Source organism: Sphingomonas sp. GlSt437, from assembly GCF_048015635.2.
Classification (GTDB): Bacteria; Pseudomonadota; Alphaproteobacteria; order Sphingomonadales; family Sphingomonadaceae; genus Sphingomonas.
Genome location: NZ_JBPGYA010000002.1, coordinates 29,290 through 54,920, shown reverse-complemented (window position 1 = coordinate 54,920; position 25,631 = coordinate 29,290). Strand labels below are relative to the sequence as shown.

The 25,631-nt window shown below is 63.6% G+C and carries 18 protein-coding genes; 11 read left to right on the top strand and 7 right to left on the bottom strand.

From position 1 onward, the window contains the following. Positions 1–156 precede the first annotated feature (156 nt). Together traA and ACLB0R_RS09730 are read left to right on the top strand one after the other, a co-directional pair. Complete coding sequence (gene traA / locus ACLB0R_RS09735; RefSeq protein WP_416643876.1) at positions 157–3,078, top strand: Ti-type conjugative transfer relaxase TraA; 2,922 nt, start codon at positions 157–159, stop codon at positions 3,076–3,078. A 12-nt stretch (positions 3,079–3,090) separates the two neighbouring features. Continuing rightward, positions 3,091–3,606, top strand: a complete 516-nt coding sequence (locus ACLB0R_RS09730; RefSeq protein ID WP_416643877.1) for a hypothetical protein — start codon at positions 3,091–3,093, stop codon at positions 3,604–3,606. A gap of 110 nt (positions 3,607–3,716) precedes the next feature. Here the strand turns inward: ACLB0R_RS09730 and ACLB0R_RS09725 are convergent, their stop codons facing one another. The 3 genes from ACLB0R_RS09725 to ACLB0R_RS09715 form a co-directional block, all read right to left on the bottom strand. Then, complete coding sequence (locus tag ACLB0R_RS09725) at positions 3,717–5,327, bottom strand: FMN-binding glutamate synthase family protein (protein WP_416643878.1); 1,611 nt, start codon at positions 5,325–5,327, stop codon at positions 3,717–3,719. A gap of 7 nt (positions 5,328–5,334) precedes the next feature. Continuing rightward, on the bottom strand, positions 5,335–6,837 hold the full coding sequence (locus tag ACLB0R_RS09720; protein ID WP_416643879.1) for an MFS transporter: 1,503 nt from the start codon (positions 6,835–6,837) through the stop codon (positions 5,335–5,337). 143 nt (positions 6,838–6,980) lie between these two features. Then, complete coding sequence (locus ACLB0R_RS09715; RefSeq protein WP_416643880.1) at positions 6,981–8,012, bottom strand: LacI family DNA-binding transcriptional regulator; 1,032 nt, start codon at positions 8,010–8,012, stop codon at positions 6,981–6,983. 220 nt (positions 8,013–8,232) lie between these two features. Here ACLB0R_RS09715 and ACLB0R_RS09710 point away from each other — a divergent pair, with 220 nt between their 5' ends. Genes ACLB0R_RS09710 through ACLB0R_RS09680 form a run of 7 tightly spaced genes read left to right on the top strand, consistent with a single transcriptional unit; the run spans position 8,233 to position 20,518 of the window. Continuing rightward, positions 8,233–10,908, top strand: a complete 2,676-nt coding sequence (locus tag ACLB0R_RS09710) for a TonB-dependent receptor (RefSeq protein WP_416643881.1) — start codon at positions 8,233–8,235, stop codon at positions 10,906–10,908. 60 nt (positions 10,909–10,968) lie between these two features. Then, a complete protein-coding gene (locus ACLB0R_RS09705) occupies positions 10,969–12,486 on the top strand; it encodes a tryptophan halogenase family protein (protein ID WP_416643882.1) in 1,518 nt (505 codons plus the stop codon). A gap of 41 nt (positions 12,487–12,527) precedes the next feature. Beyond that, the gene (locus ACLB0R_RS09700) at positions 12,528–14,366 is read left to right on the top strand and encodes an alpha-amylase family glycosyl hydrolase (RefSeq protein WP_416643883.1); all 1,839 of its coding nucleotides are present in this window, start codon (positions 12,528–12,530) and stop codon (positions 14,364–14,366) included. A gap of 41 nt (positions 14,367–14,407) precedes the next feature. Beyond that, the gene (locus ACLB0R_RS09695; RefSeq protein WP_416643932.1) at positions 14,408–15,997 is read left to right on the top strand and encodes an alpha-glucosidase; all 1,590 of its coding nucleotides are present in this window, start codon (positions 14,408–14,410) and stop codon (positions 15,995–15,997) included. Next, a complete protein-coding gene (locus ACLB0R_RS09690; protein ID WP_416643884.1) occupies positions 15,994–18,060 on the top strand; it encodes a glycoside hydrolase family 97 protein in 2,067 nt (688 codons plus the stop codon). The genes ACLB0R_RS09695 and ACLB0R_RS09690 overlap by 4 nt, the downstream gene beginning before the upstream one ends. Positions 18,061–18,062: 2 nt before the next feature. Next, positions 18,063–18,989, top strand: coding sequence for an alpha/beta hydrolase (locus tag ACLB0R_RS09685; protein ID WP_416643885.1), 927 nt, complete (start codon positions 18,063–18,065; stop codon positions 18,987–18,989). Continuing rightward, positions 18,986–20,518 carry a tryptophan halogenase family protein gene (locus ACLB0R_RS09680; protein ID WP_416643886.1) on the top strand — a complete coding sequence of 511 codons (1,533 nt, stop codon included), beginning with the start codon at positions 18,986–18,988 and terminating at the stop codon, positions 20,516–20,518. The genes ACLB0R_RS09685 and ACLB0R_RS09680 overlap by 4 nt, the downstream gene beginning before the upstream one ends. A 136-nt stretch (positions 20,519–20,654) precedes the next feature. Here ACLB0R_RS09680 and ACLB0R_RS09675 read toward each other — a convergent pair whose 3' ends face one another. Both ACLB0R_RS09675 and ACLB0R_RS09670 read right to left on the bottom strand, forming a co-directional pair. Continuing rightward, the gene (locus ACLB0R_RS09675) at positions 20,655–20,876 is read right to left on the bottom strand and encodes a hypothetical protein (RefSeq protein WP_416643887.1); all 222 of its coding nucleotides are present in this window, start codon (positions 20,874–20,876) and stop codon (positions 20,655–20,657) included. 1 nt (position 20,877) lies between these two features. Then, positions 20,878–22,287 carry a M20/M25/M40 family metallo-hydrolase gene (locus ACLB0R_RS09670; RefSeq protein ID WP_416643888.1) on the bottom strand — a complete coding sequence of 470 codons (1,410 nt, stop codon included), beginning with the start codon at positions 22,285–22,287 and terminating at the stop codon, positions 20,878–20,880. Between the two features lie 107 nt (positions 22,288–22,394). On the opposite strand from ACLB0R_RS09670, the gene ettA reads away from it, so the two are divergent. Then, complete coding sequence (ettA, locus tag ACLB0R_RS09665) at positions 22,395–24,074, top strand: energy-dependent translational throttle protein EttA (RefSeq protein WP_416643889.1); 1,680 nt, start codon at positions 22,395–22,397, stop codon at positions 24,072–24,074. Positions 24,075–24,108: 34 nt separating this feature from the next. On the opposite strand, the gene ACLB0R_RS09660 is transcribed toward ettA, so the two are convergent. Beyond that, entirely contained in the window at positions 24,109–24,675 is a 567-nt protein-coding gene (locus ACLB0R_RS09660; protein WP_416643890.1) for a Uma2 family endonuclease, read from the bottom strand. 28 nt (positions 24,676–24,703) lie between these two features. Here ACLB0R_RS09660 and ACLB0R_RS09655 point away from each other — a divergent pair, with 28 nt between their 5' ends. After that, a complete protein-coding gene (locus tag ACLB0R_RS09655; protein ID WP_416643891.1) occupies positions 24,704–25,147 on the top strand; it encodes a ribose-phosphate pyrophosphokinase in 444 nt (147 codons plus the stop codon). Here the strand turns inward: ACLB0R_RS09655 and ACLB0R_RS09650 are convergent. After that, on the bottom strand, positions 25,144–25,629 hold the full coding sequence (locus tag ACLB0R_RS09650; protein ID WP_416643892.1) for a GreA/GreB family elongation factor: 486 nt from the start codon (positions 25,627–25,629) through the stop codon (positions 25,144–25,146). The two genes, ACLB0R_RS09655 and ACLB0R_RS09650, sit on opposite strands and share 4 nt — an antisense overlap. Between the last annotated feature and the right edge of the window lie 2 nt (positions 25,630–25,631).

Here is a 25,631-nt window from a genome sequence, read left to right as displayed (position 1 = left end):
TTCGTGATAGGGCCATCATAAATCGCAGCCGTGGGAATGGCTTCCCTGTTGCCGGAACACGCTGGCACGCGGCGGTCCCGAACAGGATTTTATCCGGTGAGGGCGCGCTTATACGTCGTGCCGACGTTGCTTGAGTGATGTAACTGGATTGCCGTTATGGCGATCTACCATTTCTCGGCCAGAGTCATTTCCCGCGCCAACGGATCGAGCGCAGTGGCGTCCGCTGCCTATCGTTCGGCGGAGCGGCTGCACGATCACCGGCTCGACCGCGACCATGACTTCACCAACAAATCGGGCGTCGTGCATTCCGAAGTGATGTTGCCCGATGGCGCGCCCGAACGGATGGGCGACCGATCAGCCTTATGGAATGAGGTCGAAGCGACCGAACTGCGCAAGGACGCGCAACTGGCCCGCGAGATCGAGTTCGCCATTCCGCGCGAATTGAACCAGCAGCAGGGGATCGCGCTGGCCCGCGATTTTGTGCAGTCGGAATTTGTCGAACGGGGCATGATCGCCGACGTCAATGTGCATTGGGATATGGGCGTGGACGGACTGGCGAAGCCGCACGCCCATGTCATGCTCACTATGCGCGAGGTGAAGGAAGACGAGTTCGGCGCGAAGGTCCGCGACTGGAACAAGACCGAGCTGCTTGAGCAATGGCGCGAACGCTGGGCGAGCCATGCCAACGAACGGCTAGCCACGCTCGACATCGATGCCAGCATCGACCACCGCAGTCTCAAGGCACAAGGCATCGACCTTGCCCCGCAGAACAAGATTGGCCCTGCCGCATCGCGCATGGTGAGCGATGGCCTTGAGCTTGAGCGCATCGCCGACCATGCCGAGATCGCCCGGCATAATGGCGAGCGGATCATCGCTAATCCCGGCATCGCGGTGGACGCGATCACCCGGCAGCAGGCGACCTTTACCAAGCGCGATCTGGCGATGTTCGTGCATCGTCATTCGGAGGGGAAAGAGCAGTTCGATAGTGCTTTGAGCGCGGTGCAGGCTTCGCCCGACTTGATCGCGCTGGGGAAGGACGGGCGCGGCGAAGACCGCTTCACATCGCGCGGCATGATTGAGGTCGAGACGCGGCTTGAACGCGCATCGCGGGCGATGGCTGATCGTGAGCACCACCGCGTTGGTGAGCATGACAAAAGCCGAGCTTTGGCAGCAGCGGAAGCGCGCGGCCTTGCCCTGTCTGGCGAGCAGCGCGCGGCATTCGATCACGTTACAGGCAGCAAAGACCTGGTTGTCATCATTGGCTATGCCGGGACGGGGAAGTCGGCGATGCTGGGTGTCGCCCGCGAGGCGTGGGAAGCGGGAGGCTATCAGGTTCGCGGCGCGGCGCTGTCCGGTATCGCTGCCGAGGGCCTGGAAGCCGGTTCGGCCATCCCGTCGCGGACCATCGCCAGCCTGGAGCATCAATGGGCGCAGGGCCGCGAATTGCTCACGTCGCGTGATGTGCTGGTCATCGACGAGGCGGGGATGATCGGCTCCCGTCAGATGGAAAGCCTGTTGTCAGCGGCCAATCAGGCCGGAGCCAAACTGGTGCTGGTTGGCGACCCGCAGCAGTTGCAGGCGATTGAAGCGGGCGCAGCCTTCCGTTCGATTGCGGAGCGGCAGGGCGGAGTCGAGATCACCGAAATCAGGCGGCAGAAACAGGATTGGCAGCGTGAAGCCACGCGCCAGCTCGCAACCGGCCGGACGGGGGAAGCGCTCCGTGACTATGCCGAGCGCGGTATGGTTCACGCCGCCGAAACGCGCGAAGCGGCGCGGGGCGCGTTGATCGACACTTGGGATGCCGAGCGCATCGCCGCGCCCAGCGACAGCCGCATCATCCTCACCCACACCAATAATGAAGTGCGCGAACTCAATGTGGCAGCGCGTGAGCGGCTGCGTGCCAGTGGCGAACTCGGTTCAGACATCGCCATCGAGGTTGAGCGTGGCGAGCGCAGCTTTGGCCAAGGCGACCGCGTGATGTTCCTTCGCAACGACCGCGAGCTTGGCGTGAAGAACGGCAGCCTCGGCACGCTGCAATCGGTCAGCAGGCAGAGCATGGCCGTGGCGCTGGATGATGGCCGCCGGGTCGCGTTCGACATCAAGGCCTATGCCCATATCGACCACGGCTATGCCGCGACGATCCACAAATCGCAGGGCGTCACCGTCGATCGCGCTTACGTTCTGGCGACGCCGGGCATGGACCAGCACAGCAGCTATGTGGCGCTTTCCCGCCACCGGGAGTCCGTGTCGCTGCACTATGGCCAGAATGATTTTGCCGATGCTGGCAAGCTGGCCCGCAGTCTGTCGCGCGAACGGACCAAGGATATGGCGCTCGATTATGCCCGCGAGCGCGAGGTTGATCCGGCACGCGTCTTTGCCGAGCGGCGCGGCATTTCGTTCCGCGAGCGGGTGACGGAGATCGTTCGCAAGATTGTGCCGGAAAAGGCGAGGAGTATTTTTGCGGGCTTTCGGCCCGCGCCCGAGCCGCAGCATGCCATTGTCGTTGAGCACAGGCCGAAGGCTGGACCGCTCGACATTGGGCGCGGTGTTGAACGCTATGCCCGTGCAGTGGCGGAGATTGAGCGCACGACCGAAAGGGGCCACGAACCCATGCCGCATCAGATTGCGGCGCGGGAGAAAGCGTTCGCCGGATTGAACGAAATCCGGCCCGAGGCGGGCAGAGACCTGTCCGCAGCGTTCAGCCGCCAGCCCGAACTTGTCGGGCAAGCAGCAAGCGGGCGCACCGCCAACGCCATTCGCGCGATGCAGCTTGAGGGTGAAATCCGCACCAACCCGGCCCTGCGTGCGGACCGCTTTGTCGAGAACTGGCAGCGGCTGCACCGCCAGCGCGATCAGGCGTTCCAGATCGGCAATCGCAGCCGCGCCGATGCCGTTTCCGCCAGCATGGGAGCAATGGCCAGGAGCCTGGAGCGCGACCCGCAGGTCGATTCCCTGCTGCGCAATCGCAAGATCGAGCTTGGGCTTCGCGCCAGCGGCGCGGGCAGCATCGCCCATCAGCTTCAGGAAAAACTCGGCCTTGGTCGCGGACGCGACCTCGGCATCGGCATCGGTATGTAAAGGAGACAGACGATGGAAAAGGAGCGTGTGACGACCGGCACGATCGATCCAGCGGCGATGGCGTTCGATACGTTGCGATTGGAGGTGACGACCCTGCGGCTTGCCGTTCAGCAGCTTGCGGCGGCACCTACGACGATCGACATTCCCGACTATACCGAAACACTCGCTGAAATTCGTGGCGCGACCCAGGCGCTTGCAAGCCATTATCGCAAGCTGCGCGAGGCACCGGCGTTGATGGTGACGCCCGACCAGTTGGCAGCCCAAATTAATGCGGCGAGTGCGACGGCCAGGGCAAGCGAGCGTCAGTCCTTGCAAAATGCCGAAAACAGCTTCGTCGCGATCGCCCGCGAGCTGACCGGATTTGTCGAATCAGCGCGCACTGCCGACCGGCAAAACAAGTGGGTTTTGGGGGCGTTTCTGCTCGGGATTGCAACGTGCGCGGCGCTTGTTATGATAATGACGCGCTGGAACAGCACGGAACTGCCTGCAACCACAGAGGTACGGCAAACCGTTCAGAAACTGTGGTGAAGCGAGTGTTGGTAAGGGTGCAGGTAACCCGAAAAACGGTCGCTAACCTTCTAAAATCATTAGAAAATGTTGGGCGAAAAGGCGCAATCCTGTCTCCCCGACCACCTGCCTCACATCACCGGATCGAAGCTCTCCGCACGCGCGCGGTTCCAGTTGGTGAGGTAGGAGGGGTCGGTCGCGCTGCCGTCGAGCAGCGAGCCGGGCTTGAGCAGCACCAGCACATCGGCGAGCGGCAGCACTTGGGTGTCGGTGACGCGGCGGAAGACGTGGTGCGGCTGCAGATCGTCAGGATGGACGATGCCGCCCGCCGCCAGCATGTCGGCAAGCACTTGCACGGTGCGGTCATGGAAGCGGCGGACGCGCTCGGCCTTGTCGGGCACGACCAGCGCGCGCTGGCGGAGCTTGTCCTGCGTCGCGACGCCGGTCGGGCATTGGTTGGTGTGGCACGACAGCGACTGGATGCAGCCGAGCGCGAACATATAGCCGCGCGCCGCATTCGCCCAATCCGCGCCGATCGCGAGCACGCGGACGATGTCGAACGCGCTGACGATCCGCCCCGCCGCGCCCACCCTGATCTTGTCGCGCAGCCCCGCGCCGACCAGCGTATTATGGACGAACAACAAGCCCTCGCGCAGCGGCGTGCCGATATGGTCGCTGAACTCAACGGGTGCCGCGCCTGTGCCGCCTTCGCCGCCATCGACGACGACGAAATCGGGCGTCACGCCGGTTGCCAGCATCGCCTTGACGATCGCCATGAATTCCCAGGGGTGGCCAATGCAGAGCTTGAAGCCCACCGGCTTGCCGAGCGACAAGCGCCTGAGGTCGCTGATGAACGTCATCATCTCGAGCGGGGTCGAGAAAGCGGAATGGCGCGCCGGGCTGATGCAATCCTGGCCCAGCGGTACGCCGCGCGTTTCAGCGATTTCGCGCGTCACCTTTCCCGCCGGCAATATGCCGCCATGGCCGGGCTTGGCGCCCTGGCTCAGCTTGATCTCGATCATCTTGACCTGGGGATCAGTGGCCTGGCGCGCGAATTTGTCGGGATCGAAGCGGCCGACTTCATCGCGGCAGCCGAAATAGCCGCTGCCCAATTCCCAGACGAGATCGCCGCCCGCCTCACGGTGATAGGGGCTGATCGAGCCTTCGCCGGTGTCGTGGTAGAAGTTCCCCATCTTCGCGCCCTTGTTGAGCGCGCGGATCGCGTTGGCGCTCAACGAGCCGAAGCTCATCGCCGAGATGTTGAAGATGCTGGCGGAATAAGGCTGGCCGCATTGATCATTGCCGATGGTGATGCGGAAGCTTTTGGGGTCAGCTTCGTCGATCGGTCGCGTCGAATGCTGGATGAATTCGTAATCGGGCGCGTAGACATCCATCAACGTGCCGAACGGGTGATCCGACGAGACGCCCTTAGCGCGGCGATAGACGAGACTGCGTTGCGCGCGCGAATAGGGCGTCGCTTCGTCTTCCGCTTCGAGCAGATATTGGCGGATTTCGGGCCGGATGAACTCGACCATCCAGCGGACATGGCCGATCACCGGGTAATTGCGCAGGATGGCGTGGTGGCGCTGCGCCAGATCCCACAGGCCGAGCATGATCAGCAGGACGGGAATGCTGACCGCGACTGTGCCCCAGAAGCCGCCATGCGTCATGTCAACGCTGAGCCACAACAAGCCGAAACACAGGACGAGCGTGACGTAGCGCGCGACGGGGGAGAGGCTCATGTGCGGCTTATTCCACGGCCGCCGCGCGGTTGTCGACGCGCAACATGGCGAGCGCGGCCAGCGTCATCACCCCGGCGGCAAAGGCCATCGTCCAGATCGGTTCGGTCGGGAAGAACGCCTTCATGATCGACCCCATCACGGTTGCCACCAGGAGCTGTGGAATGACGACAAAGACGTTGAATAGCCCCATGTAAATACCGAGTTTTTTCTGCGGCAGGCTGGAGGCGAGGATTGCGTAGGGCATGGCGAGGATCGACGCCCAGGCGATGCCGATGCCGATCTCGCTCGCCAGCAGCATCTGCGGGTCGCGGATGAACAAGAAGCTGGCATAGCCCGCTGCCCCGCACAGCAGCCCGACGACATGGGTGCGCGCTTGCCCGATGCGGCGGGACAGCCAGGGCAGCAAGGTGAGCGCGGCGATGGCGGCGACACCGTTATACGTGCCGAACATCACATCGACCCAGCTCGCGCCTTCCTGGTAGCGCGCGCTGGTGGGATCAGGCGCGCCGAACGCATATTGCGCGACCACCGGCGTGGTGTTGATCCACATGATGAACAAAGCCGACCAGCTGAAGAACTGGACCAGCGCCAGCCGCTTCATCAGCGGCGGCATGCCCGAAAAATCGCCGACGATATGGCCAAGGATCGAGGGCGCCGAGCCGCGCTTGGCGCGCGAAATGGCGACGATGCTGGCAAGGCCATAGCCGATCAGCAGCGCGCCGAGCAGGTAGACTTCCTTTTTGAGCGCGAAGGCCGCCACGGCGGCGATCACCACCGCGCCGGCTGCGATCCAGGCAAGGCTCGCGCTATAAGTCCTTGCCGCAAGCAAGCGAATGGTATCGTGCGCTTCCTCCGCCGCAGCGCCGTCGAACGCGGCCATTTCCTCCGGGCTGTATTCGCGCGTCGTCAGCACCGTCCACGCGACCGAAGCAAACAAGGCGACGCCGCCGAACCAAAAGGCATAACGGACAGTGTCGGGAATAACCCCTGGCGCGGCGGTGTTGGCGACGCCCCAGTGTTCGAGCAGCTTCGGGAAGATCGACCCGACCACGGCGCCCGCGCCAATGAACGCGGTCTGCACCGCATAGCCGGCGGCGTGCTGATCCTTGCGCAGCATATCGCCCACGAACGCGCGGAACGGCTCCATCGAAATATTGAGCGACGCATCGAGCAGCCACAGCATCATCGCTGCGAACAGCAGGGCAGGGGCAAGCGGCATCACCAGCAGCGCTAGCGTCGCCAGGATCGCGCCGGTAAGGAAATAGGGCCGCCGCCGCCCCAGCCGGCCAAGCCAGGTGCGGTCCGACATATGGCCGATGATCGGCTGGACGAGCAGCCCGGTCAGCGGGGCCGCGACCCACAAAGCCGGCAGGTCATCGAGGCTCGATCCCAGCGTCTGGAAGACGCGGCTCATATTCGCGTTCTGCAGCGCAAAGCCGATCTGAATACCGAAGAATCCGAACGAGATATTCCAAAGCCCGGTCCAGGGCTGGCGCGGCCGTTCCTGCATTTTGTCCTTCCCAACAGGTGCGGGGGCTTGGGAGCCCTTCTCGCGCGCGAGGGTGGCGGGGGCAGGGGCGCCATGCAAGCGCGGATCGGCGCGCCAGGGGCGTTTGGTGCGCTGCGCGGCCCGTCTTCGCGGCGTCGTCCGCATCACGCGGAGACGACACCGCTCGATCGGCGGACGATAAGGCGCGCGGGCAGCGAAACGCTCTCGACCGGATCGCCCCTGATCTGCTGGAGCAGCGTATCGACCAGCATCTCGCCGGCCGCACGATAATCCTGGGCGACGGTGGTCAGCGGCGGGTGAGTCAGGCTGGCGGCGGGAATGTCGTCAAAGCCGATGATCGCGACATCGCCGGGCACTGATCGCCCCGCTTCCTCCAGCGCGCGCATCGCGCCGATCGCGATCAGGTCGCTCGCCGCGAAGATCGCGTCGAACCGTTCGCTCGCGGCAAGCAGCATGTCAGCAGCCTCATAGCCCGATTGCTCGGTCGACAGCGCGTCAACCCGCAGCGCAGGATCGGGCGTGAGGCCGGCGTCACGGAGCGCGGCGGCGAGCCCGAGATAGCGATCATTGAACTCGGGATAATGACTCGAAGCTTCGCCCAGAAACGCAATGTGGCGCCGACCATCGGCGATCAAATGCTCGCCCGCCATCAGCCCGCCGCCGAAATTGTCGCAGCCGATGGTGACGCCGGGCTGACCCGCTTGCACCGATCCCCAGCGGACGAAATGCGTGCCCTGCGCCACCAGCGCCTCAAGCCGCGCCCGATAAAGCTCATAATCGCCATAGCCGAGCAGGATGATGCCGTCGGCCTTGTGGCTGTCTTCATAATCGACGTGCCAGTTGGCGGACATCTGCTGGAACGACGTCAACAGATCATAACCCCTAAGCGCGCAAGTGCGCGTGAGCGAGCCGAGCATCGACAGGAAGAACGGGTTGATGAGCGAGTCATCCGCCGTTGGATCCTCGAAGAACAGCAGCGCGAGCGTTTTCGACTGGCGCTTACGCAGGCTCGAGGCGTTCTTGTCGACCGTGTAATTGAGTTGGCGCGCAATCGCTTCGATCCGCTTGCGCGTCGCCTCGCTCACCGCCGGGCTGCCCGACAAGGCACGCGAGACAGTCGGTTGCGAGACACCCGCGAGCGCCGCGATGTCGAACGACGTCGGCCTTTCTTTCATTGGCCTGGTTCAGGTCCCTTCCGCCGCCCTGTATCGGGCTTGGCGCGCAACCTACAGCCCTGCCAGCAGCGGCGAAAGGGCCAAGTGAATACGTATGTGCAGTTATTCACAATCCACGCGTTGGCCCGCATCAAAGCGAAGATTTTATGACATGGCCATAATGGCCACAGTTAAACCGCCCTAACCCGCGCAAGACGGGACGGGCCTTGAGGAGGGGCAAATGACTAATCGTTCGACGAATCTTCGCTTCAAGCGGCTGGCTCTTGGCGCCAGTGTGATCGCGCTGGGCGCAGCTTGGGGTGTTCCGGCAGCGGCGCAGAGCCAGAAGGCGCCCGCGGCGGATGCGGCGCCAGGAGCCGATCAGGGCAACGACATCGTCGTCACCGGGTTCAAAGCCGCGCTGCAGAGTGCGACCGCGAAAAAGAAGAAGTCGGAAACCGTCGTCGAATCCGTATCGGCGGAAGACATCGGCAAGCTGCCCGATAACGGCATCGGCGAATCGATCGCGCGCCTCCCGGGCATCTCGGCGCAGCGCAACGCCGGTCGCGCGAACATCATTTCGATCCGCGGTTTCGGTCCGGACTTTTCGACCACCACGTTGAACGGTCGCCAGCAGACGACCACCAACGACAGCCGGGCCGTCGAGTTCGATCAGTATCCGTCGGAAATTCTGGCGGGCGTCGATGTCTACAAGACCGCCGAGGCTGATCACACCGCCGGCGGCCTGGTCGGCAGCATCGATCTGCGGACGATCCGCCCGCTCGATGTGAGCCACCGTGTGCTCGCGATCGGCGCGCGCGGCACCTACACGGGCAACAAGCTCGATCCCAACGGCAGCAATCTTGGCTATCGTGCCTATGCGACCTTCGTCGACAAGTTCGCCGATGATCGCATCGGCGTCGCCTTGTCGGCCGCCTATACCGAAGAACCCTATTCGAACGACGACTTCAATGCCTGGGGCTTCGGCGGCTATCCCGGTGGCGGCCAGGGCATGAACGGCATCAAGACCTGGGTTGAGACCGATACGCTGAAGCGCATCGGAACCAACGGCACGATTCAGGCGCGGGTGACCGACGACCTGACGATGTCGATCGATGGCTTCTATTCGCACTATATCGATCGCATCAATCAGCGCGGCTTTGAAATGCCGTTCAACTGCGGCGGGTTCTGCGGACACGATTCGATCTCGAACGTCACCACCGATTCCCTCGGTTTGGTGACCGCAGCAACGATCGCCGGTACCCCTTTGATCGAGAATTACGCCAACGATCGCGTTGCCGACCAATATTCGCTGGCGTGGAATGGCGCTTGGGACAACCATAATGGCTGGCGGGCAGTCGCCGACGTCAGCTGGTCGCGCACCACCCGTTCCGATGAATCGCTCCAGACGACGGCCGGCCTCGGGCGCGCCCTGCCCACGGCGACGGCGGTTGTGTCGTATAAGGCGACGCCCACGGGGCCGCAGTTCACGAGCAATTACAACGGCACCAATTCGGCGCTCGTCTTGACCGACGTCGAGGGCTGGAGCGGGTCGCCGGTGCAGGCCGGTTATGACAATTTGCGCAAGACGAAGGATGACCTTGTCGAAGCGCGCGGGGAAATCGAGCGCGACATCGGTGGCTTCCTGAAGTCGATCAAGGTCGGTGTCGACTATACGACCCATACCAAGAGCCTGACGGCGCAAGAAGGCTATCTGAGCCCGCCCGGCGGCGCTTCCACGGCGGCGATCCCGAGCAGCATTCTGCTCACCCCGGTTCCGCTGGATCGCGGCCTCGGCCCGATTATTGCGTATGATCCGCGCCAGCTGGTCGGCAAGGGCATCCTGGTTTACACGGCGAATACCTACGGTTCGTCAAAAGGTTATGGCGTCAAGGAAGATGTCGTTACGCCTTTTGTCATGGCCAACCTCAACGGCCATGTCGGGTCGAGCGAATTGACGGGTAACGTTGGCGTCCAAGCCATCCACACCGATGTCACGTCGCGCGGTCAGGCTTTCCCGACGGTGACCGACCATTATTGGATGGTGTTGCCGAGCGCGAACATCAATTTGCGGACGGCGGACGACTTCGTAATCCGGCTTGCCGTGTCGAAGGAAATGATGCGGCCGCGCTTGCCTGACTTGAATAACGTGATCAGCTATGGCGTCGATACGACGAGAACGCCGATCGTCTATTCCGGCGGCGGCGGCAACCCGCGGTTGCGGCCTTACCAAGCCTGGGCCTTTGACCTGAACTTCGAGAAGTATTTCGCGACCAAGGGCTATGTCGCGCTCCAGCTCTTCTACAAGAAGATCGACACCTACATCGCTGGTGGCTTCACATCGACTTTCGACTATGCCGGTTTCCCGCCCGTCTCGGGCCCGACGCCGCCATCGACGATCGGCTACCTGTTCAGCAACGTGAACACGCATGGTGGCGAAGTTTATGGTGCGGAATTCGCCGGCACCGTGCCGTTCGATATTTTCTCGACCAAGCTCTCGGGCTTTGGTCTGACAGGCGGCGCGGGATACACCTTCTCTGCCGTCACTGACTTCAATGGCAAGATTACAACGATCCCCGGCTATTCGGACTGGGTCGGCAGCTTGACGGCGTTCTACGAGAAGCACGGCTTCAACGTCCGCGGCAGCCTGCGGTATCGCTCATCCTACCTTGGCGACTTCTCGCTCTACAGCGGTGGTCTTGATCGACAGAAGGTGTTGGCTGAAACGATCTATGACGCGCAGATCGGTTATGATTTCAGCGGATCATCGCCGCTCAAGGGGCTGTCGCTTTATGTGCAGGGCCAGAACCTGACGAATACGCGCTCGGCCACGCTGGGCGCCAACGATCCGCTCGCTTACCTGAAATACCAGACCTATGGCCGCCGGTTCGTGGCCGGGTTTACCTACAAGTTCTGATCGCTTAACTGGCCCTGCCGGTTGACCCGGCAGGGCCATTGTTTCCAAAAAAGGCCGGCTATGAGCACCTCCGCGCCCCTCGACATCGTGATTGCCGGTGGCGGGACTGCGGGATGGATGGCGGCGGCCACCTTCGCGCGCTTTCTGGGGCGGCATGCCAGCATCACGCTGGTCGAATCGGATGCGATCGGCACGGTCGGCGTCGGTGAAGCGACGATCCCGCAAATCCACAATCTGATTATCGGGCTCGGGATCGATCAGGCCGAATTTCTGCGCCGCACCAATGCCAGCTTCAAGCTCGGCATCGAGTTCGTCGACTGGCAGCGAGTCGGGCACAGCTATATCCACAGCTTTGGCCAGGTCGGTCGCGGCGTCGGGCTGATCCCGTTTCGGCAATTGTGGCTGCGCGGGAGGGGGCTCGGCGTGGCGGACGATTACGGTAGCTATAGTTTGAACGTGGCCGCCGCCGAACGCGATCGGTTCGCGATCGGCGAGGGGCGCGGTGGCTCGCTGCCCGACCTTGCCTATGCCTATCATTTCGATGCTGCGTTGCTGGCGGCGATGCTGCGCGACTATGCCGAGGAACGTGGCGTTCGCCGGGTTGAGGGCATTATCGGTCATGTCGAGCGCGATGGCGGAACCGGCGACATTGCGGCGCTGATGCTGGACGGCGAGCGCCGTATCAGCGGTAATTTCTTCATCGATTGCACCGGATTCCGCAGCCTGCTGCTAGGCCAGACGCTGGAAGTGCCGTTCATCGATTGGACGCGTTGGCTTCCTTGCGACACCGCGCTCGCCGTGCCGAGTGAAACCGGGGCGCGGATGCGGCCTTACACCCAGGCGATGGCCCGCGACGCCGGCTGGCAATGGCGGATTCCCCTCCAGCATCGCACCGGCAACGGCCATGTCTTCTGCTCGGCTTTTACGTCGGTGGACAAGGCGAGTGCGCTGCTGCTCGCTAACCTGGAGGGCAAAGCGCTCGCCGATCCGCGACCGATCCGCTTCACCACCGGGCATCGCCGCGAATACTGGTCGCACAACTGCGTCGCGCTGGGCTTGGCGGCAGGGTTCATGGAGCCGCTGGAATCGACCAGCATTCACTTAGTGCAATCAGGAATAGGGCGCTTGCTCAATGTCTTGTCGGGCGATCTTGGCAAGCTTGACGCGGCGCGGAGCGTGTTCAATCGCTTGTCGACGATCGAGTGGGAGCGCATTCGCGATTTTCTGGTGCTCCACTATGTCGCCAATGAGCGCGTCGGCGAGCCGTTCTGGGATCATTGCCGGTCGATCGAGCTGCCGGCGACGCTGGTCGAGAAACTAGCGCTGTTCCGCGAGGCGGGGCTGTTCATGCGCGAAGAGGATGAGCTGTTCCTCGATGACAGCTGGGCGCAGGTCATGATCGGTCAGGGGGTGTTGCCGCAGACTTGGTCGCCGCTCGCCGATAACGTCGCAGCCGACGAGATCGGGCTGTTTCTCGAGACGCTGGCGCGCGCGTGCCGGGTAAAGGCTGAGGCGCTGCCTCATCATCGCCAATTCATCGCCGGCATGCTCGGCGAGCCTGCCGTGCAACGTGCCTAGCGCGCTGTCATGCCAACATCTTCCTCCCCGGGAACCATCGAATGATCCGTTTGCCGCTTCTTGCCGCGTTGCTCATCGCCGCCGCGCCACCGCCGCCGGCAGCCGTGGTCCCTCAGGCTTCCAAGCAACTGCCCGCTTATCGCGATCGTCTGCCCGAAGACGACGTCATCTATTTTCTGCTGCCCGACCGCTTCGACAATGGCGATCCCGCCAATGACAAAGGCGGCCTAACCGGCGACCGCCTGAAGACCGGTTACGACCCCAGCGCCAAGGGCTTTTACCATGGCGGCGATTTGAAGGGCGTGCTCAAGCGGCTCGACTATATCCAGCACCTGGGCGTTACCGCGATCTGGGTGGCGCCGATTTTCAAGAACAAGCCGGTTCAGGGCGCGCCGGGCCAGGAATCGGCCGGCTATCACGGCTATTGGATCACCGATTTTACCCAGGTCGACCCGCATTTCGGCACCAATGCCGATTTCAAGGCGCTGGTCGACGCGGCGCACGCGCGGGGCATGAAGGTCTATATGGACATCGTGGTCAACCACACCGCCGATGTCATCAAATATCGCGAGTGCGTGCCCGACCAGAATTGCCCTTATCGCAGCCGTGCCGATTATCCCTATCAGCGCCACGGCGGGGTGAATGGCGTGCCGATCAACCCCGGTTTCGCCGGCGATCAGGACGGATCGACCGCCAATTTCGTCAACCTTGTCGATCCGACCTATGCCTATACGCCCTATATCCCCAAGGGTGAGGAGCACGCCAAGACGCCCGACTGGCTCAACGACATCACGCTCTATCATAATCGCGGCGACACCAATTGGACGGGCGAGAGCGCGCAGCTCGGCGATTTCTCCGGCCTCGACGATGTGATGACCGAAAACCCCAAGGTCGTTGCCGGGATGATCGACATTTTCGATGGCTGGATCGACAGCTTCGGCATCGATGGGTTCCGCATCGATACCGCCAAGCACGTGAACCCCGAATTCTGGCAGCAATTCGTGCCGGCAATACAGGCGCGCGCGCGGGCTGACGGCATCCCCAATTTCCACATGTTCGGCGAAGTCGCGACCGGCGATTTCGATCCCGCGCTGCTCGCCCGCCATACCCGCATCGACAAGCTGCCCGCGGTGCTTGACTTCGCCTTTGCCCGTGCGGTGGTCGATGCGGTGGCGGGTAACAAGGGCAATGGCGTGCTCGCCGAATTGTTCGAGGACGATGCGCTCTATGAAGGCGGGGCGGCAGCGGCGCGACGATTGCCGACCTTCCTCGGCAATCATGACGCTGGCCGCTTTGCGATGTTCGTCCGTCAGGCCAATCCCAAGGCCAGCGCGGCGGAGCAATTGGCACGGGTCGAGCTGGGCTATGCCATGCTGCTGACCCTGCGTGGCATCCCGACGATCTATTCGGGCGATGAGCAGGGCCTTGTCGGCAAGGGCGGTGATCAGGATTCGCGGCAGGACATGTTCGGCTCGAAAGTGGCGAGCTATAATCAGGAAGCGCTGCTCGGCACGAGCGCCACGACCGCGACGCCGCGCTTCGACGAGAGCCACCCGCTGTTCCAGGAAATCGCCAAGCTCGCGCGCCTGCGCACGGCGCATCCGGCGCTGCGGCGTGGTGAGACGATCGTGCGCGCCGCCGAGGACAAGCCCGGTCTGTTTGCCGTCACCCGCCGCGATGCGGCCAGTGGCGACCGGGTATTGCTCGCCTTCAACACCTCGGCGCAGCCGATCGCGCGGCACGTCGCGATTGCCGCTGATGTTGTCGGCTTTGAGGCGCTGGCGGGTGCTTGCCCCGTTACCGTCAGCGCGCCCGGCAGCGTAACAATCACCTTGCCCGCGTTCGGCTATGCGGTCTGCCGGGGGAGAGCGCAGCCGTGACGTTGACGGCGTCGAGACCTGCGGCGGTGGCGCAAGGCCGGATGGCGCGCGAATGGTGGCGCGGTGCGGCGATCTACCAGATCTATCCGCGTAGTTTCGCCGATTCGAATGGCGACGGCATAGGTGATCTGCCGGGGATCACCGCGCATCTCGATTATGTCGCCTCGCTCGGCGTGACCGGCATCTGGCTGTCGCCCTTCTTCACATCACCGATGAAGGACTTCGGCTATGACGTTGCCGATTATTGCGATGTCGATCCCATCTTCGGTACGCTCGCTGATTTCGACGCGCTCGTCACTGAGGCGCATCGGCGTGAGCTGCGCGTGATCATCGATCAGGTCTATTCGCATACTTCCGACCTTCACGCCTGGTTCGCCGAAAGCCGCGCGAGCCGCGATAACGCCAAGGCTGACTGGTATGTCTGGGCCGACGCCAAGGCAGACGGCAGCCCGCCCAATAATTGGCAATCGGTATTCGGCGGCCCGGCCTGGACCTGGGACGCGCGTCGCCAGCAATATTACATGCATAATTTCCTGACGAGCCAGCCGCAGCTCAACGTCCATAACCCGGCGGTGCGGGATGCGCTGCTGGCGGTCGCGCGCTTCTGGCTCGATCGCGGCGTTGATGGCTTCCGCGTCGATGCGATCAACTTTGCGATGCACGACCCTGAGCTGCGCGACAATCCGCCGGCGCCGGCGTCCAACGGCGTGCGGACGCGGCCGTTCGATTATCAACAACATATCCACAACCAGTCGCACCCCGATATCCCGGTGTTCCTCGAGCGGCTGCGCGCGCTGACCGACGATTATGGCGCGTTCACCGTCGCCGAGGTGGGCGGGGCGAATGCCGAAGCTGAGATGAAGGCGTTCACGGCGGGCGACGATCGGCTGAACACGGCGTACGGCTTTAATTTCCTCTATGCCGACGCGCTGACCCCGGCCCTGGTGCGCGAAGCGATCGAGGCGTGGCCCGACAAGCCGGGGCTGGGCTGGCCAAGCTGGGCGTTCGAGAACCACGACGCGCCGCGCGCGGTGTCGCGCTGGACGACGCCGGAGCATGCCGGCCTGTTCGCGCGGATGAAGATGCTGCTACTCGCGAGCCTGCGCGGCAATATCTTCCTCTATTATGGCGAGGAATTGGGGCTGACTCAGGTCGAGATCGGCTTTGAGGACCTGAAAGACCCCGAGGCAATCGCCAATTGGCCGCTGACGCTGGGGCGTGATGGCGCGCGCACGCCGATGCCCTGGTGTGGAGACAGTGCCAATCTCGGCTTCTCGATCGCCAAGCCGTGGCTGCCTTTGGGCAAAGACCATGCCGACAAGGCAGTGAAGCTACAGGCGGCCGATGATCAGTCGCTGCTCGCCTTCACCCGGCGCGCGCTGGCGCTGCGCAACCACAGCGATGCGCTGCTGCTCGGCGAGATGCGCGTGCTGGTGGCGGATGACACGCTCCTCGTTTTCGAGCGGGCGACGGCTGAGAACCGGATGATCTGCGCGTTCAATCTGGGCGCCGAACCGGTCCGCTGGCGCAGCGACCAGACCGGGCGCTGGCAGATATTGATCGAGACAGGCGATGTCGGTCCCGAGGAATTGGGCGGTTATGCCGCATATGTAGCGGAGTTGGTGGCATGATGGTGCGCGCGCTGGTGATGATGGCGCTGGCTCTGATCGGGATCGGCACGGCACATGCGGCGCCGGTGGCTGGCATCAGCTCGCCGGGCAATGTCGTTTCGGTCGGCGTCGAAGTCGATAATGACGGGCGCGTGCTCTATACCGTGGCGCGCAAGGGCACGCCGATCATTGCGCCCTCGCGGCTTGGCTTTCTGTTCACCGATGCCCCCAAGATCGAGCGCAACCTAGCTTATGTCAGCCAGAGCGCGCGCGACGAGGATGGGACATGGGACCAGCCCTGGGGCGAGTGGCAGACGATCCGCAATCATTTCCGCGAATTGCGGCTGCGTTTTCAGGAAAAGTCGGCGCTCCATCGCATCATGGATGTCGTTTTCCGCGTCTATGATGATGGCGTCGGCTTTCGCTACGAATTCCCTGACCAGCCCAATCTGCAGAATGCCAACGTCGCCGACGAGCTGACTGAGTTCGCCTTTGCGCAGGGCGGCACGGCGTGGTGGAAGCCGGCTTTCCTCTGGAATCGCGAGGAATATCTCTACAACAAGACGCCGCTGTCGGCGGTCGGCACGGCGGACACACCGGTGACGATCAAGCTCGCCGATGGCACGCATGTCGCGCTGCACGAGGCGGCTTTGGTCGATTATTCGGGCATGGCCGTCGCGCGGACCGAGGGGAATACGCTGCGCGCGGCGCTGACCCCGGGGTCGGGCGCGCCCAAGGTGGTCAAGCATGGCGCGTGGTTCACGCCCTGGCGCACGCTCATCATCGCCGATGATGCGCCGGGCCTCTATATGAGCCACCTGATGCTCAACCTGAACGAGCCCAATAAATTGGGCGATATGAGCTGGTTTCACCCCGGCAAGTTCGTCGGCGTGTGGTGGAACATGATCAAGGGCGAGTGGAGCTGGGCGCGCGGGCCGAAGCACGGCGCGACCACCGAGCATGTGAAGCAATATATCGATTTTGCCGCTGCCAATCACATTCCCAACGTGCTCGTCGAGGGCTGGAATATCGGCTGGGACGGCGACTGGTTTGGCAATGGCAACGACATGGACTTTGCCAAGCCGACCGAGGATTTCGATGCCGATGCGCTGGCGGCTTATGCCAAGTCGAAAGGCGTGCGGCTGATCGATCACAACGAAACCGGCGGCTCGGCGAGCCATTACGAAGCGCAGTTCGACAAGGCGTTCAAATTCGCGGCTGACCACAACGAGATGGTCGACAAGACCGGCTATGTCACCGACGCCGGCCAGATCGAGCGCGTCGATGCCGATGGCAGCGTCCACCGCGAGTGGCATGAGGGGCAGTGGATGGCGAACCACTATCTCAATGTGGTGAAGGCAGCGGCGAAATATCATGTCGCGATCGACAGCCATGAGCCGATCAAGGGCACTGGCCTCCAGCGCACTTATCCCAATTGGGTCGCGCGCGAGGGCTCGCGCGGGATGGAATATAATAGCTGGATCGGCGGCACCGAGGCCAATTTCCTCGGCAAGAACCCGCCCGAGCATGAAGCCAATCTGGTCTTCACCCGCATGCTCGAAGGGCCGATGGACTTCACCCCCGGCGTGCTGAGCCTGACCGGGCAGGGCGGTAGCCCGATCTTCTCGACCGAGGCGAAGCAGCTTGCGCTGTACGTGGTGCTCTATTCCCCGGTCGAGATGGCGGCCGACACGCCCGAGAATTACGCGCAGCACCTGGGCGCGTTCCAGTTCATCAAGGACGTCCCGACAGACTGGGTCGACACCCGCGTGCTGAATGGCGAGGTCGGGGATTATGTCACCATCGCGCGGCACGAAAAGGGCGGTAACGACTGGTATCTGGGCGCGATCACCGACGAAAATGCGCGGACGCTCGCGGTAAAGCTCGACTTTCTCGACCCCGGCAAGAGCTACACCGCGCAGATTTATCGCGACGGCGACGATGCCGATTATCGCACCGACAAGCGCCATTCGATCGTGATCGAAAGCCGCAAGGTGCGCTCGACCGATACGCTCAGCCTGGTGCTGGCGCCAGGTGGTGGGCAGGCGATCCGGTTTGTCGCGCCGGGTTCGAGGAGGAAGTGACGGTGGCGCTGGTCAGAATCATCGTGCTGCAGCTTGTTGCAGCTGTGCTGCTCTGCCTCGGGGCGGCTCCGGCGATCGCAGAGGACACCGGGCGCTTCGTCACGATCGACGCGATGCCGTCCGCCAATATCGCGCCGGTCAAGGTCGTGATCTGGCTGCCGCCGGGCTATGATCAGACCAAGCGGCACTATGCTGTCGTCTATATGCACGACGGGCAGAACCTCTTCGACCGCAAGCGCTCCAATTTCGACAAAGTATGGGCGGCGGACAAATCGGCGCTGCGGCTGATCGCGGCGAAGCGCGTGGCGCCCTTCATCATTGTCGGCGTCGATCAGCCGGGCGAGGCGCGCTATCGGCAATATTTCCCGCAACGGCTGTACGGCATGGCCGATGCCAAGCTGCGCGCCGATATCGATACGACGGCCAAGGGCCCGTTGTTCGGCGATGCTTATCTGCGCTTCCTGGCCGCTGAGTTGAAGCCTCGGATCGACCGAGAGTATCGCACCTTGCGCGATCGCAATCACACCGCCGTTGTCGGATCGAGCATGGGTGGGCTTATCTCCTGCTATGCCTTTGCCGAGCGGCCTGACGTCTTCGGGCGCGCCGGTTGTGTGTCGACGCATTGGCCGCTGACCTTCAACCTGGCGCTCCAGCCCGACGACACGCGGCCCGCCTTGTGGAAAGCCTATCTGACGCAAAAGCTCGGCAAGCCCGGCGGTCGACGCCTTTGGATGGACCATGGCGACCAAACGCTCGATGCCGCTTATCCGCCGTTCCAGTCGTTGATAGACGCGGACCTGACCGGTTTGGGCTGGAAGAAGGGCCGCGATTTCGAAAGCCGCACCTATCCCGGCGCCGCGCATGAGGAGAATGCCTGGGCGGCGCGGATGGACGACATCTTCGCTTGGCTGCTGGGTCCGCGCCGATGACCGACGCGCCGCTGCGGATCGCCGTCCTCGGCGGCGGCACGGCGGGGTGGATGGCGGCCAATCTGTTCGCGCAAGCCTGGGGCGGTGAAGGCGGCAGGCGGCGCGCCGAGGTGACGGTGATCGAGTCGCCCGATATCGGCATCATCGGGGTGGGCGAGGGCTCGACGCCGCAGCTGCGCGCGTTTTTCAAAAAGCTCGGGCTTGCTGAAGCCGATTGGATGCCGCGTTGTAATGCAACCTACAAGACCGGCATCAGCTTTCATGGCTGGTCGGAGCGGCCGGGTTATGCGCACTATTTCCATCCCTTCGTGAGCGAGCTCGACGTCCATACCGAGGGCAAATTTTTCCAGCATTGCGCCGCGCGACGGGCCGGGGTGGATTTGCCGGCGGATCCCGATCGCTTCTTCCTGCCGGCCTATCTCGCCAAGCATCGGCTGGCACCGCTGCCGGTGGCGAGCTTTCCGTTCGACATCACTTACGGCTATCATTTCGACGCGCATCTGGTTGGCGCGGTGCTGCGCGATCACGCGGTGTGGCAGGGGGTGCGGCATCTGCCGGTCAAGGTCGTCAATGTCGCGGTGGGCGAGGGCGGCCTGGTCGAGGCGCTAGTTGCGGAGGATGGCGAGCGCATCACCGCCGATATCTTCGTCGATTGCAGCGGTTTTCGCGGGGTGATCGCGCAGGAAGCACTCGGCGCGCGCTTCCTCCCCTTCGCCGACAATCTGTTCAACGATTCCGCCGTGGTGATGCCGACCCCGGCCGACCCCACCGGCACCAATTGCCACACCAAGGCGACGGTGTTGTCGGCGGGCTGGGCGTGGGACATCCCGCTCACCCACCGCACCGGCAACGGCTATGTCTATTCGTCGCGCTATATCGATCACGATGCTGCCGAAACCGAGTTGCGCCGGCATTTAGGCTTGCTCGACAGCGACACGCCGACGCGGCGCTTGTCGATGAAAGTCGGCCGGCTTGAGCAGAGCTGGACCGGCAATTGCCTGGCGGTCGGGTTGAGCCAGGGGTTTATCGAGCCGCTTGAGGCGACCGCGCTCCACATCGTGCAGGCGACGGTCGAGGGGTTTATCGACGCTTGGCAGGCGGGCAATTTCACGCCGCATCACCGCGACGCGTTCAACGCCACTATCGCCGCGCGCTACGAAGGCATTCGCGACTATATCGTCTGCCATTATCGGGTGAACCAGCGCACCGACAGCGAGTATTGGCGCGACAATGCGCGCAACGATGCCCTTTCAGAATCGCTGAAGGCGCTGATGACATGCTGGTTCACTGGCGGCGACATGCTTGCCGAGATCGCGCGGCAGAATATCGCGCGCTATTACCCGCCGCTCTCATGGCATTGCCTGCTGGCGGGCTATGGCACCTTTCCCGATGATAGCCGGCTGCGCGCGCCGCCCGACGGCGCGGGGTACGACATGGCGGCGATCGATGATTTCATCGCCCGCTGCGCCGCGAATTTTCTGGGGCATGACGCAGCGCTTGCCCGGCTCGGCGTGGCCGAGGCGGCCTGAACCCGGCCGATAGCGTGCGTCACCCGGCCTTGAGCCGGGGTCCCGCTTGCCTCGATCAGCGTTGGAGGAAGAAGCTGGACCCCGGCTCAAGGCCGGGGTGACGACGAATTTCGGTGCGAGTGACCGACTAAGCTCTTCAAGGGCTTAGCACATTCGCCTGATTGTCGGCAGCAGGCTCGGGCGCGTTGGTCATCATGTCGCCGGCCATCTGATTGGCGCGATCGTTCGCGCTCGATTCCATCGCGTCGGCGCGGGCGGCCATATTGGCGTCCATCGCGCCGCCTTCGCTACGATCGTTGCCGGAGCAGGCCGACAGCGCGGCGGTTAATATGAGCATGGGGAACAGCGCGCGGCGCATGTCAGCGCGCCTTGCCATCGGCGGCCGCGACCGGCGCGATGTCTTCGGACGCATTGGCGACAACTGCCAGCATCGTCGTCCACGCGGCGACATTCTGCGCGAGCTGGGCGGGATCGATACGGTCGAGCACATCCTCGGGCGTATGATGATAATCGAAATAGCGCGTGCCATCCTGATTGAGGTCGACCGCGGCGACGCCTGCTCCGACCAGCGGTGCGATGTCGGCTCCATCACCGCCCTTGTCGCGCGACCGGACGATACCGAGCGGTGCGAGCGCGGCGGCAAGGCGATCGGCAATCGCCGCGTTATCGGGCGCGAAATTGGTGGCGAGCCGCCAGACATGATCGGCGCCGAAATCGGACTCCGCCGCAAGGACGTGGTGATCGCCCTTGTGTGCGGCGAAATAAGCCTTGGAGCCCGCGCCGCCGGTCTCCTCATCGCCGAACCACACGACGCGGATCGTGCGGCGCGGCGCAGGGCCATCCAGCAGGCGCTTCGCTGCAGCCGTGGTGATCGCGACGCCGGCGCCATCGTCGATCGCGCCGGTGCCCAAGTCCCAGCTGTCGAGATGCCCGCCGATCACGACGATGCCGGCGGCGGGATCGGTACCCGGCACTTCGGCGATGACGTTTCCGGTGTCGGTCTCGCCCACTTGGTGGGGCGTGAGGGTCAAATGGAGGTTGATCGGCTGGCCGCGCTTGACCATCCGCTCGAGATTCTCGGCATCGGCGACCGACAGCGCGGCGGCGGGGATCGCCTGTGCGCCCGCCGGGAAGCTGGTCACCCCGGTGTGCGGCGCGCGGCTATGGTCGCTGCCGATCGATTTGATGAGGATGGCAAGCGCGCCCTTGCGCGAAGCAATCGCCGGCCCGACGAAGCGCGCCGCGCCGAACGTGCCGTAGGTCGAGCCGTCCTGCGTTGCCGCCATCGCGTTGGATACGAAAGCGATCTTGCCTTTCAGACTGCCGTCAGGCGCGGCGACGAGATCGTTGAAGCTGGCGAAATAGACGATCGGTGCGGTGATGCCGCTTGCCGGCGTCGCGCCCGAATTGCCAAGCGCGGCCACGCGCAATTTCTGGGGGAAGGGGCTCATCACTTCCGCCGCCTCGTCGCCGCGTACCCAGGTCTGCATGCGCGCGGGCTCGATACGGACGTTCTTGAAGCCGAGCGCGGTCAGCTTGGCGACGGCCCAGGCACGCGCCCGCGCCTCCGCTTCCGTCCCGGCGAGGCGCGGGCCGACTTCGGTCGTCAGCCCCTCGACAATGTCATAAGCGACATCGTCCTTCAGTGCCGCGTCGCGCAGCGCCACGACGTGCGGGTCGACCGGCACCTGCGGCGGCGGCACGCGCTGCGCCAGCACGGGGGCGGAAAAAGCGAGGAGGCCGATTACGGCGAGCGGGAATTTCGTCATCATCGGGCGGGTTAAAGCGCCCGCGGGGATTTGCCAATCCCGGCCGCCATCGCTACATGCGCGATCGACATTTCCCGCCAGCTAAACCCACGGAGCGCGTGCCCACCATGGCCGTCCAGTACACTTACGTCATGAAGGGTCTGACCAAGACCTTCCCCGGTGCTGCCAAGCCGGTGCTCAAAGACATCCACCTGCAATTCCTGCCGACCGCCAAGATCGCGATTATCGGGCCCAACGGCTCGGGCAAGTCGACGCTGATGAAGATCATGGCGGGCATGGACCCCGATTTCACCGGCGAGGCGTGGGCGGCCGAGGGCATCAAGGTCGGCTATCTGGCGCAGGAGCCGCAGCTCGACCCGACCAAGACGGTGCTCGAAAACGTCCGCCAAGGGGCGGGGCCAGTCGCGGCGATGGTAGAGCGGTTCAACGCCATTTCGGCGGAGATGGGCGATCCCAAGGACGGCACCGATTTCGACGCGCTGATGGAGGAAATGGGCGAGCTCCAGACCAAGATCGACGCGGTCGACGGCTGGGCGCTCGACAGCCAGCTCGAGCAGGCGATGGAAGCGCTGCGCTGCCCGCCGGGTGACAGCCCGGTCACCAATTTGTCGGGTGGCGAGAAGCGCCGTGTAGCGCTTTGCCGCCTGCTTCTCGAAAAGCCCGACATCCTGCTGCTCGACGAGCCGACCAACCATCTCGACGCCGAAAGCGTCGCGTGGCTGGAGAATTTCCTCAAGGAATATACCGGCAACGTTATCCTCGTCACCCACGACCGCTATTTCCTCGATAACGTTGTCAATTGGGTGCTCGAGCTCGATCGCGGCCGCTATTACGTCTACGAGTCCAATTATTCGGGCTATCTCGAAAAGAAGGCCAAGCGGCTCGAACAGGAAGAGCGCGAAGAAGCCGGCAAGCAGAAGGCGATTCAGGACGAACTGGCCTGGATCCGGCAGACGCCCAAGGCCCGCCAGACCAAGTCCAAGGCGCGTATCCGCGCGTTCGACGAGCTGATGGAAAAGCAGGAGAACCGCGCGGTCGGCAAGGCGCAGATCCTGATCCAGATTCCGGAGCGGCTGGGCGGCAAGGTGATCGAGGCCAAGGGCCTGACCAAGGCTTATGGCGACAAATTGCTGTTCGAGGATTTGTCGTTCAACCTACCGCCGGGCGGCATCGTCGGCGTGATCGGCCCCAACGGCGCCGGCAAGTCGACGCTGTTCAAGCTGATCACGGGGCAGGACCAGCCCGACGCAGGCACGATCGAGGTCGGGCAAACGGTGCGGCTGGGCTATGTCGACCAATCGCGCGACGATCTCGACGCCAATAAGAATGTCTGGGAAGAGATTTCCGATGGATCGGACGTGTTCCGCTTCGGCAAGCAGGAAGTCGGCACGCGCGCCTATGTCGGCGCGTTCAATTTCAAGGGTCAGGACCAGCAGAAGAAGGTCGGCCAGCTATCGGGCGGTGAGCGCAACCGCGTCCACATGGCCAAGATGCTGAAGGAAGGCGGCAACGTGCTGCTGCTTGACGAGCCGACCAACGACCTTGACGTCGAAACACTGCGCGCGCTCGAAGAGGCGTTGGAAAGTTTCGCCGGCTGCGCGGTGGTGATCAGCCACGATCGCTTCTTCCTCGACCGCCTGGCGACGCACATCCTGGCGTTCGAAGGCAACAGCCATGTCGAGTGGTTCGAAGGGAACTTCGAAGCGTATGAGGAAGATAAGCGCCGCCGCTTGGGCGATGCGGCCGATCGGCCGACGCGGTTGGCGTACAAGAAGCTGACTCGGTGAGCTCGGATTAGCTGTAGGAAGCGACGGTCGGGGTTTACAAACCTGCCGTTGCTACCTTGAGCCCGACAATCGTCATCGCGGCCAAATCATCGCCGAACGCGATTTGCTGATGCTTACTATAGGCTTCCTCGACCGGCGCCCATAACTGGTGGATCAGCCGCGCCTCAACATCGACCACCCAATATTCGGGGACTTGGTGCTTGGCATAAAGCTGCGCCTTGCGGCTCAAATCCATGTCGAGTGTCGAGTCTGAGATTTCCACCGCTAGGCGTACCTCAGGCCCGGCCAGCATCTTGGTCTCTTCAGGTTCAGCGATGACGATGTCGGGCTCAGGCAGCGACGTATTCGACAGTTCGGTCGAGGGATTGGAGAACAGGTCGAGCGGCGAGCCGATCGCTTTCAGCGCTACGAACAATTCCCCGGTCAGCGCTGCATGAGCACGGGCGTGGCGGCGGTGGATGGCGTTCACGACCCAGACGCCCCCCTCGATCAACTCAGCGCGTGCATAATCGTCAAACGCGCCCGATTCCGACAGCAGCAGGAAATCCTTCACGGTCAGCTTTGCGCGTTGCGGCGCGGCAATGGCGTGTTGTGCGGTCATCACGGCGCTTTTAACACAGAGCGTTGAGATGCCAAAGCTACCGCCTGCGCGCGCATCGGCGCCATCGGATGCAGCGCTTACGGCGTGGCTGGAAGCCGAAGGATTTGCCGGGGATGACGGACGGGCGGCCATCGCCGATGTGCCGCGCGTCCGTGCCATGCTGATCGCGGCGGCGCGGGAGGGGCGAGCGCTCAGCTATTCGGAAGCGTTGGGCCTGCTGGGCGTGCGCTTCACGCGGCCCAAGATGCGGGCGCTGTGCCGGACGCTCGATGCGATTGACGAGGCCGGCGCCGCAGCTAGCGAACCCGGACTGGCGGTGCTGGTCGTGCGCGAGAGTGATCGCTTGCCGGGGCAAGGCTGGTGGGTCGGATCGGACGCGCGCGGCTATTCGGGGGCATGGACTGGCACACAGGCAACCGCGCATGTTCGCGCCTTGCAGGAGCAGGTCTTCGATTATTGGCGCGCGCGTTAGGCAGCCGGATAGTCGATCGCCATCACTTCATAGTCGCGCTCGCCCGCCGGTAGCGTAACGCGGCGCACATCGCCTACCGCAGCGCCGCGCAGCGCTCGCGCGATTGGCGCATTCCAGCCGACTTTGCCCGCGCCGGCATCGGCCTCGTCATCGCCGACAAGCGTCAGCGCGCGGTGATTGTCGTCCTCGTCCGCAATCGTCACCGTGCAGCCGAACCAGACGCGGCTCTGGTCGGGCGCCTGGGCGGGATCGACGACCTTTGCCGCTTTCATCCGCTTGGCGAGCCAGCCTAGCCGCCGGTCGATCTCGCGCAGGCGTTTGCGGCCATAGATATAGTCGCCATTTTCGGACCGATCGCCATTGCCCGCTGCCCAGGCGATCACGTCGACGAGCTTGGGTCGCTCGTCCCCCAGCAGCTGGTCATATTCCGATCGCAGCGCGGCAAAGCCGGCGGGCGTGATGTAATTGGGGCGCTGATCCATCG

What these genes read in the sequence shown, in the direction of transcription:
- traA (WP_416643876.1), top strand. Translation starts at nt 157, where the DNA reads ATGGCGATCTACCATTTCTCGGCCAGAGTCATTTCCCGCGCCAACGGA.
- ACLB0R_RS09730 (WP_416643877.1), top strand. Translation starts at nt 3,091, where the DNA reads ATGGAAAAGGAGCGTGTGACGACCGGCACGATCGATCCAGCGGCGATG.
- ACLB0R_RS09725 (WP_416643878.1), bottom strand. Translation starts at nt 5,327, where the DNA reads ATGAGCCTCTCCCCCGTCGCGCGCTACGTCACGCTCGTCCTGTGTTTC.
- ACLB0R_RS09720 (WP_416643879.1), bottom strand. Translation starts at nt 6,837, where the DNA reads ATGCAGGAACGGCCGCGCCAGCCCTGGACCGGGCTTTGGAATATCTCG.
- ACLB0R_RS09715 (WP_416643880.1), bottom strand. Translation starts at nt 8,012, where the DNA reads ATGAAAGAAAGGCCGACGTCGTTCGACATCGCGGCGCTCGCGGGTGTC.
- ACLB0R_RS09710 (WP_416643881.1), top strand. Translation starts at nt 8,233, where the DNA reads ATGACTAATCGTTCGACGAATCTTCGCTTCAAGCGGCTGGCTCTTGGC.
- ACLB0R_RS09705 (WP_416643882.1), top strand. Translation starts at nt 10,969, where the DNA reads ATGAGCACCTCCGCGCCCCTCGACATCGTGATTGCCGGTGGCGGGACT.
- ACLB0R_RS09700 (WP_416643883.1), top strand. Translation starts at nt 12,528, where the DNA reads ATGATCCGTTTGCCGCTTCTTGCCGCGTTGCTCATCGCCGCCGCGCCA.
- ACLB0R_RS09695 (WP_416643932.1), top strand. Translation starts at nt 14,408, where the DNA reads ATGGCGCGCGAATGGTGGCGCGGTGCGGCGATCTACCAGATCTATCCG.
- ACLB0R_RS09690 (WP_416643884.1), top strand. Translation starts at nt 15,994, where the DNA reads ATGATGGTGCGCGCGCTGGTGATGATGGCGCTGGCTCTGATCGGGATC.
- ACLB0R_RS09680 (WP_416643886.1), top strand. Translation starts at nt 18,986, where the DNA reads ATGACCGACGCGCCGCTGCGGATCGCCGTCCTCGGCGGCGGCACGGCG.
- ACLB0R_RS09675 (WP_416643887.1), bottom strand. Translation starts at nt 20,876, where the DNA reads ATGCGCCGCGCGCTGTTCCCCATGCTCATATTAACCGCCGCGCTGTCG.
- ACLB0R_RS09670 (WP_416643888.1), bottom strand. Translation starts at nt 22,287, where the DNA reads ATGACGAAATTCCCGCTCGCCGTAATCGGCCTCCTCGCTTTTTCCGCC.
- ettA (WP_416643889.1), top strand. Translation starts at nt 22,395, where the DNA reads ATGGCCGTCCAGTACACTTACGTCATGAAGGGTCTGACCAAGACCTTC.
- ACLB0R_RS09660 (WP_416643890.1), bottom strand. Translation starts at nt 24,675, where the DNA reads ATGACCGCACAACACGCCATTGCCGCGCCGCAACGCGCAAAGCTGACC.
- ACLB0R_RS09655 (WP_416643891.1), top strand. Translation starts at nt 24,704, where the DNA reads ATGCCAAAGCTACCGCCTGCGCGCGCATCGGCGCCATCGGATGCAGCG.
- ACLB0R_RS09650 (WP_416643892.1), bottom strand. Translation starts at nt 25,629, where the DNA reads ATGGATCAGCGCCCCAATTACATCACGCCCGCCGGCTTTGCCGCGCTG.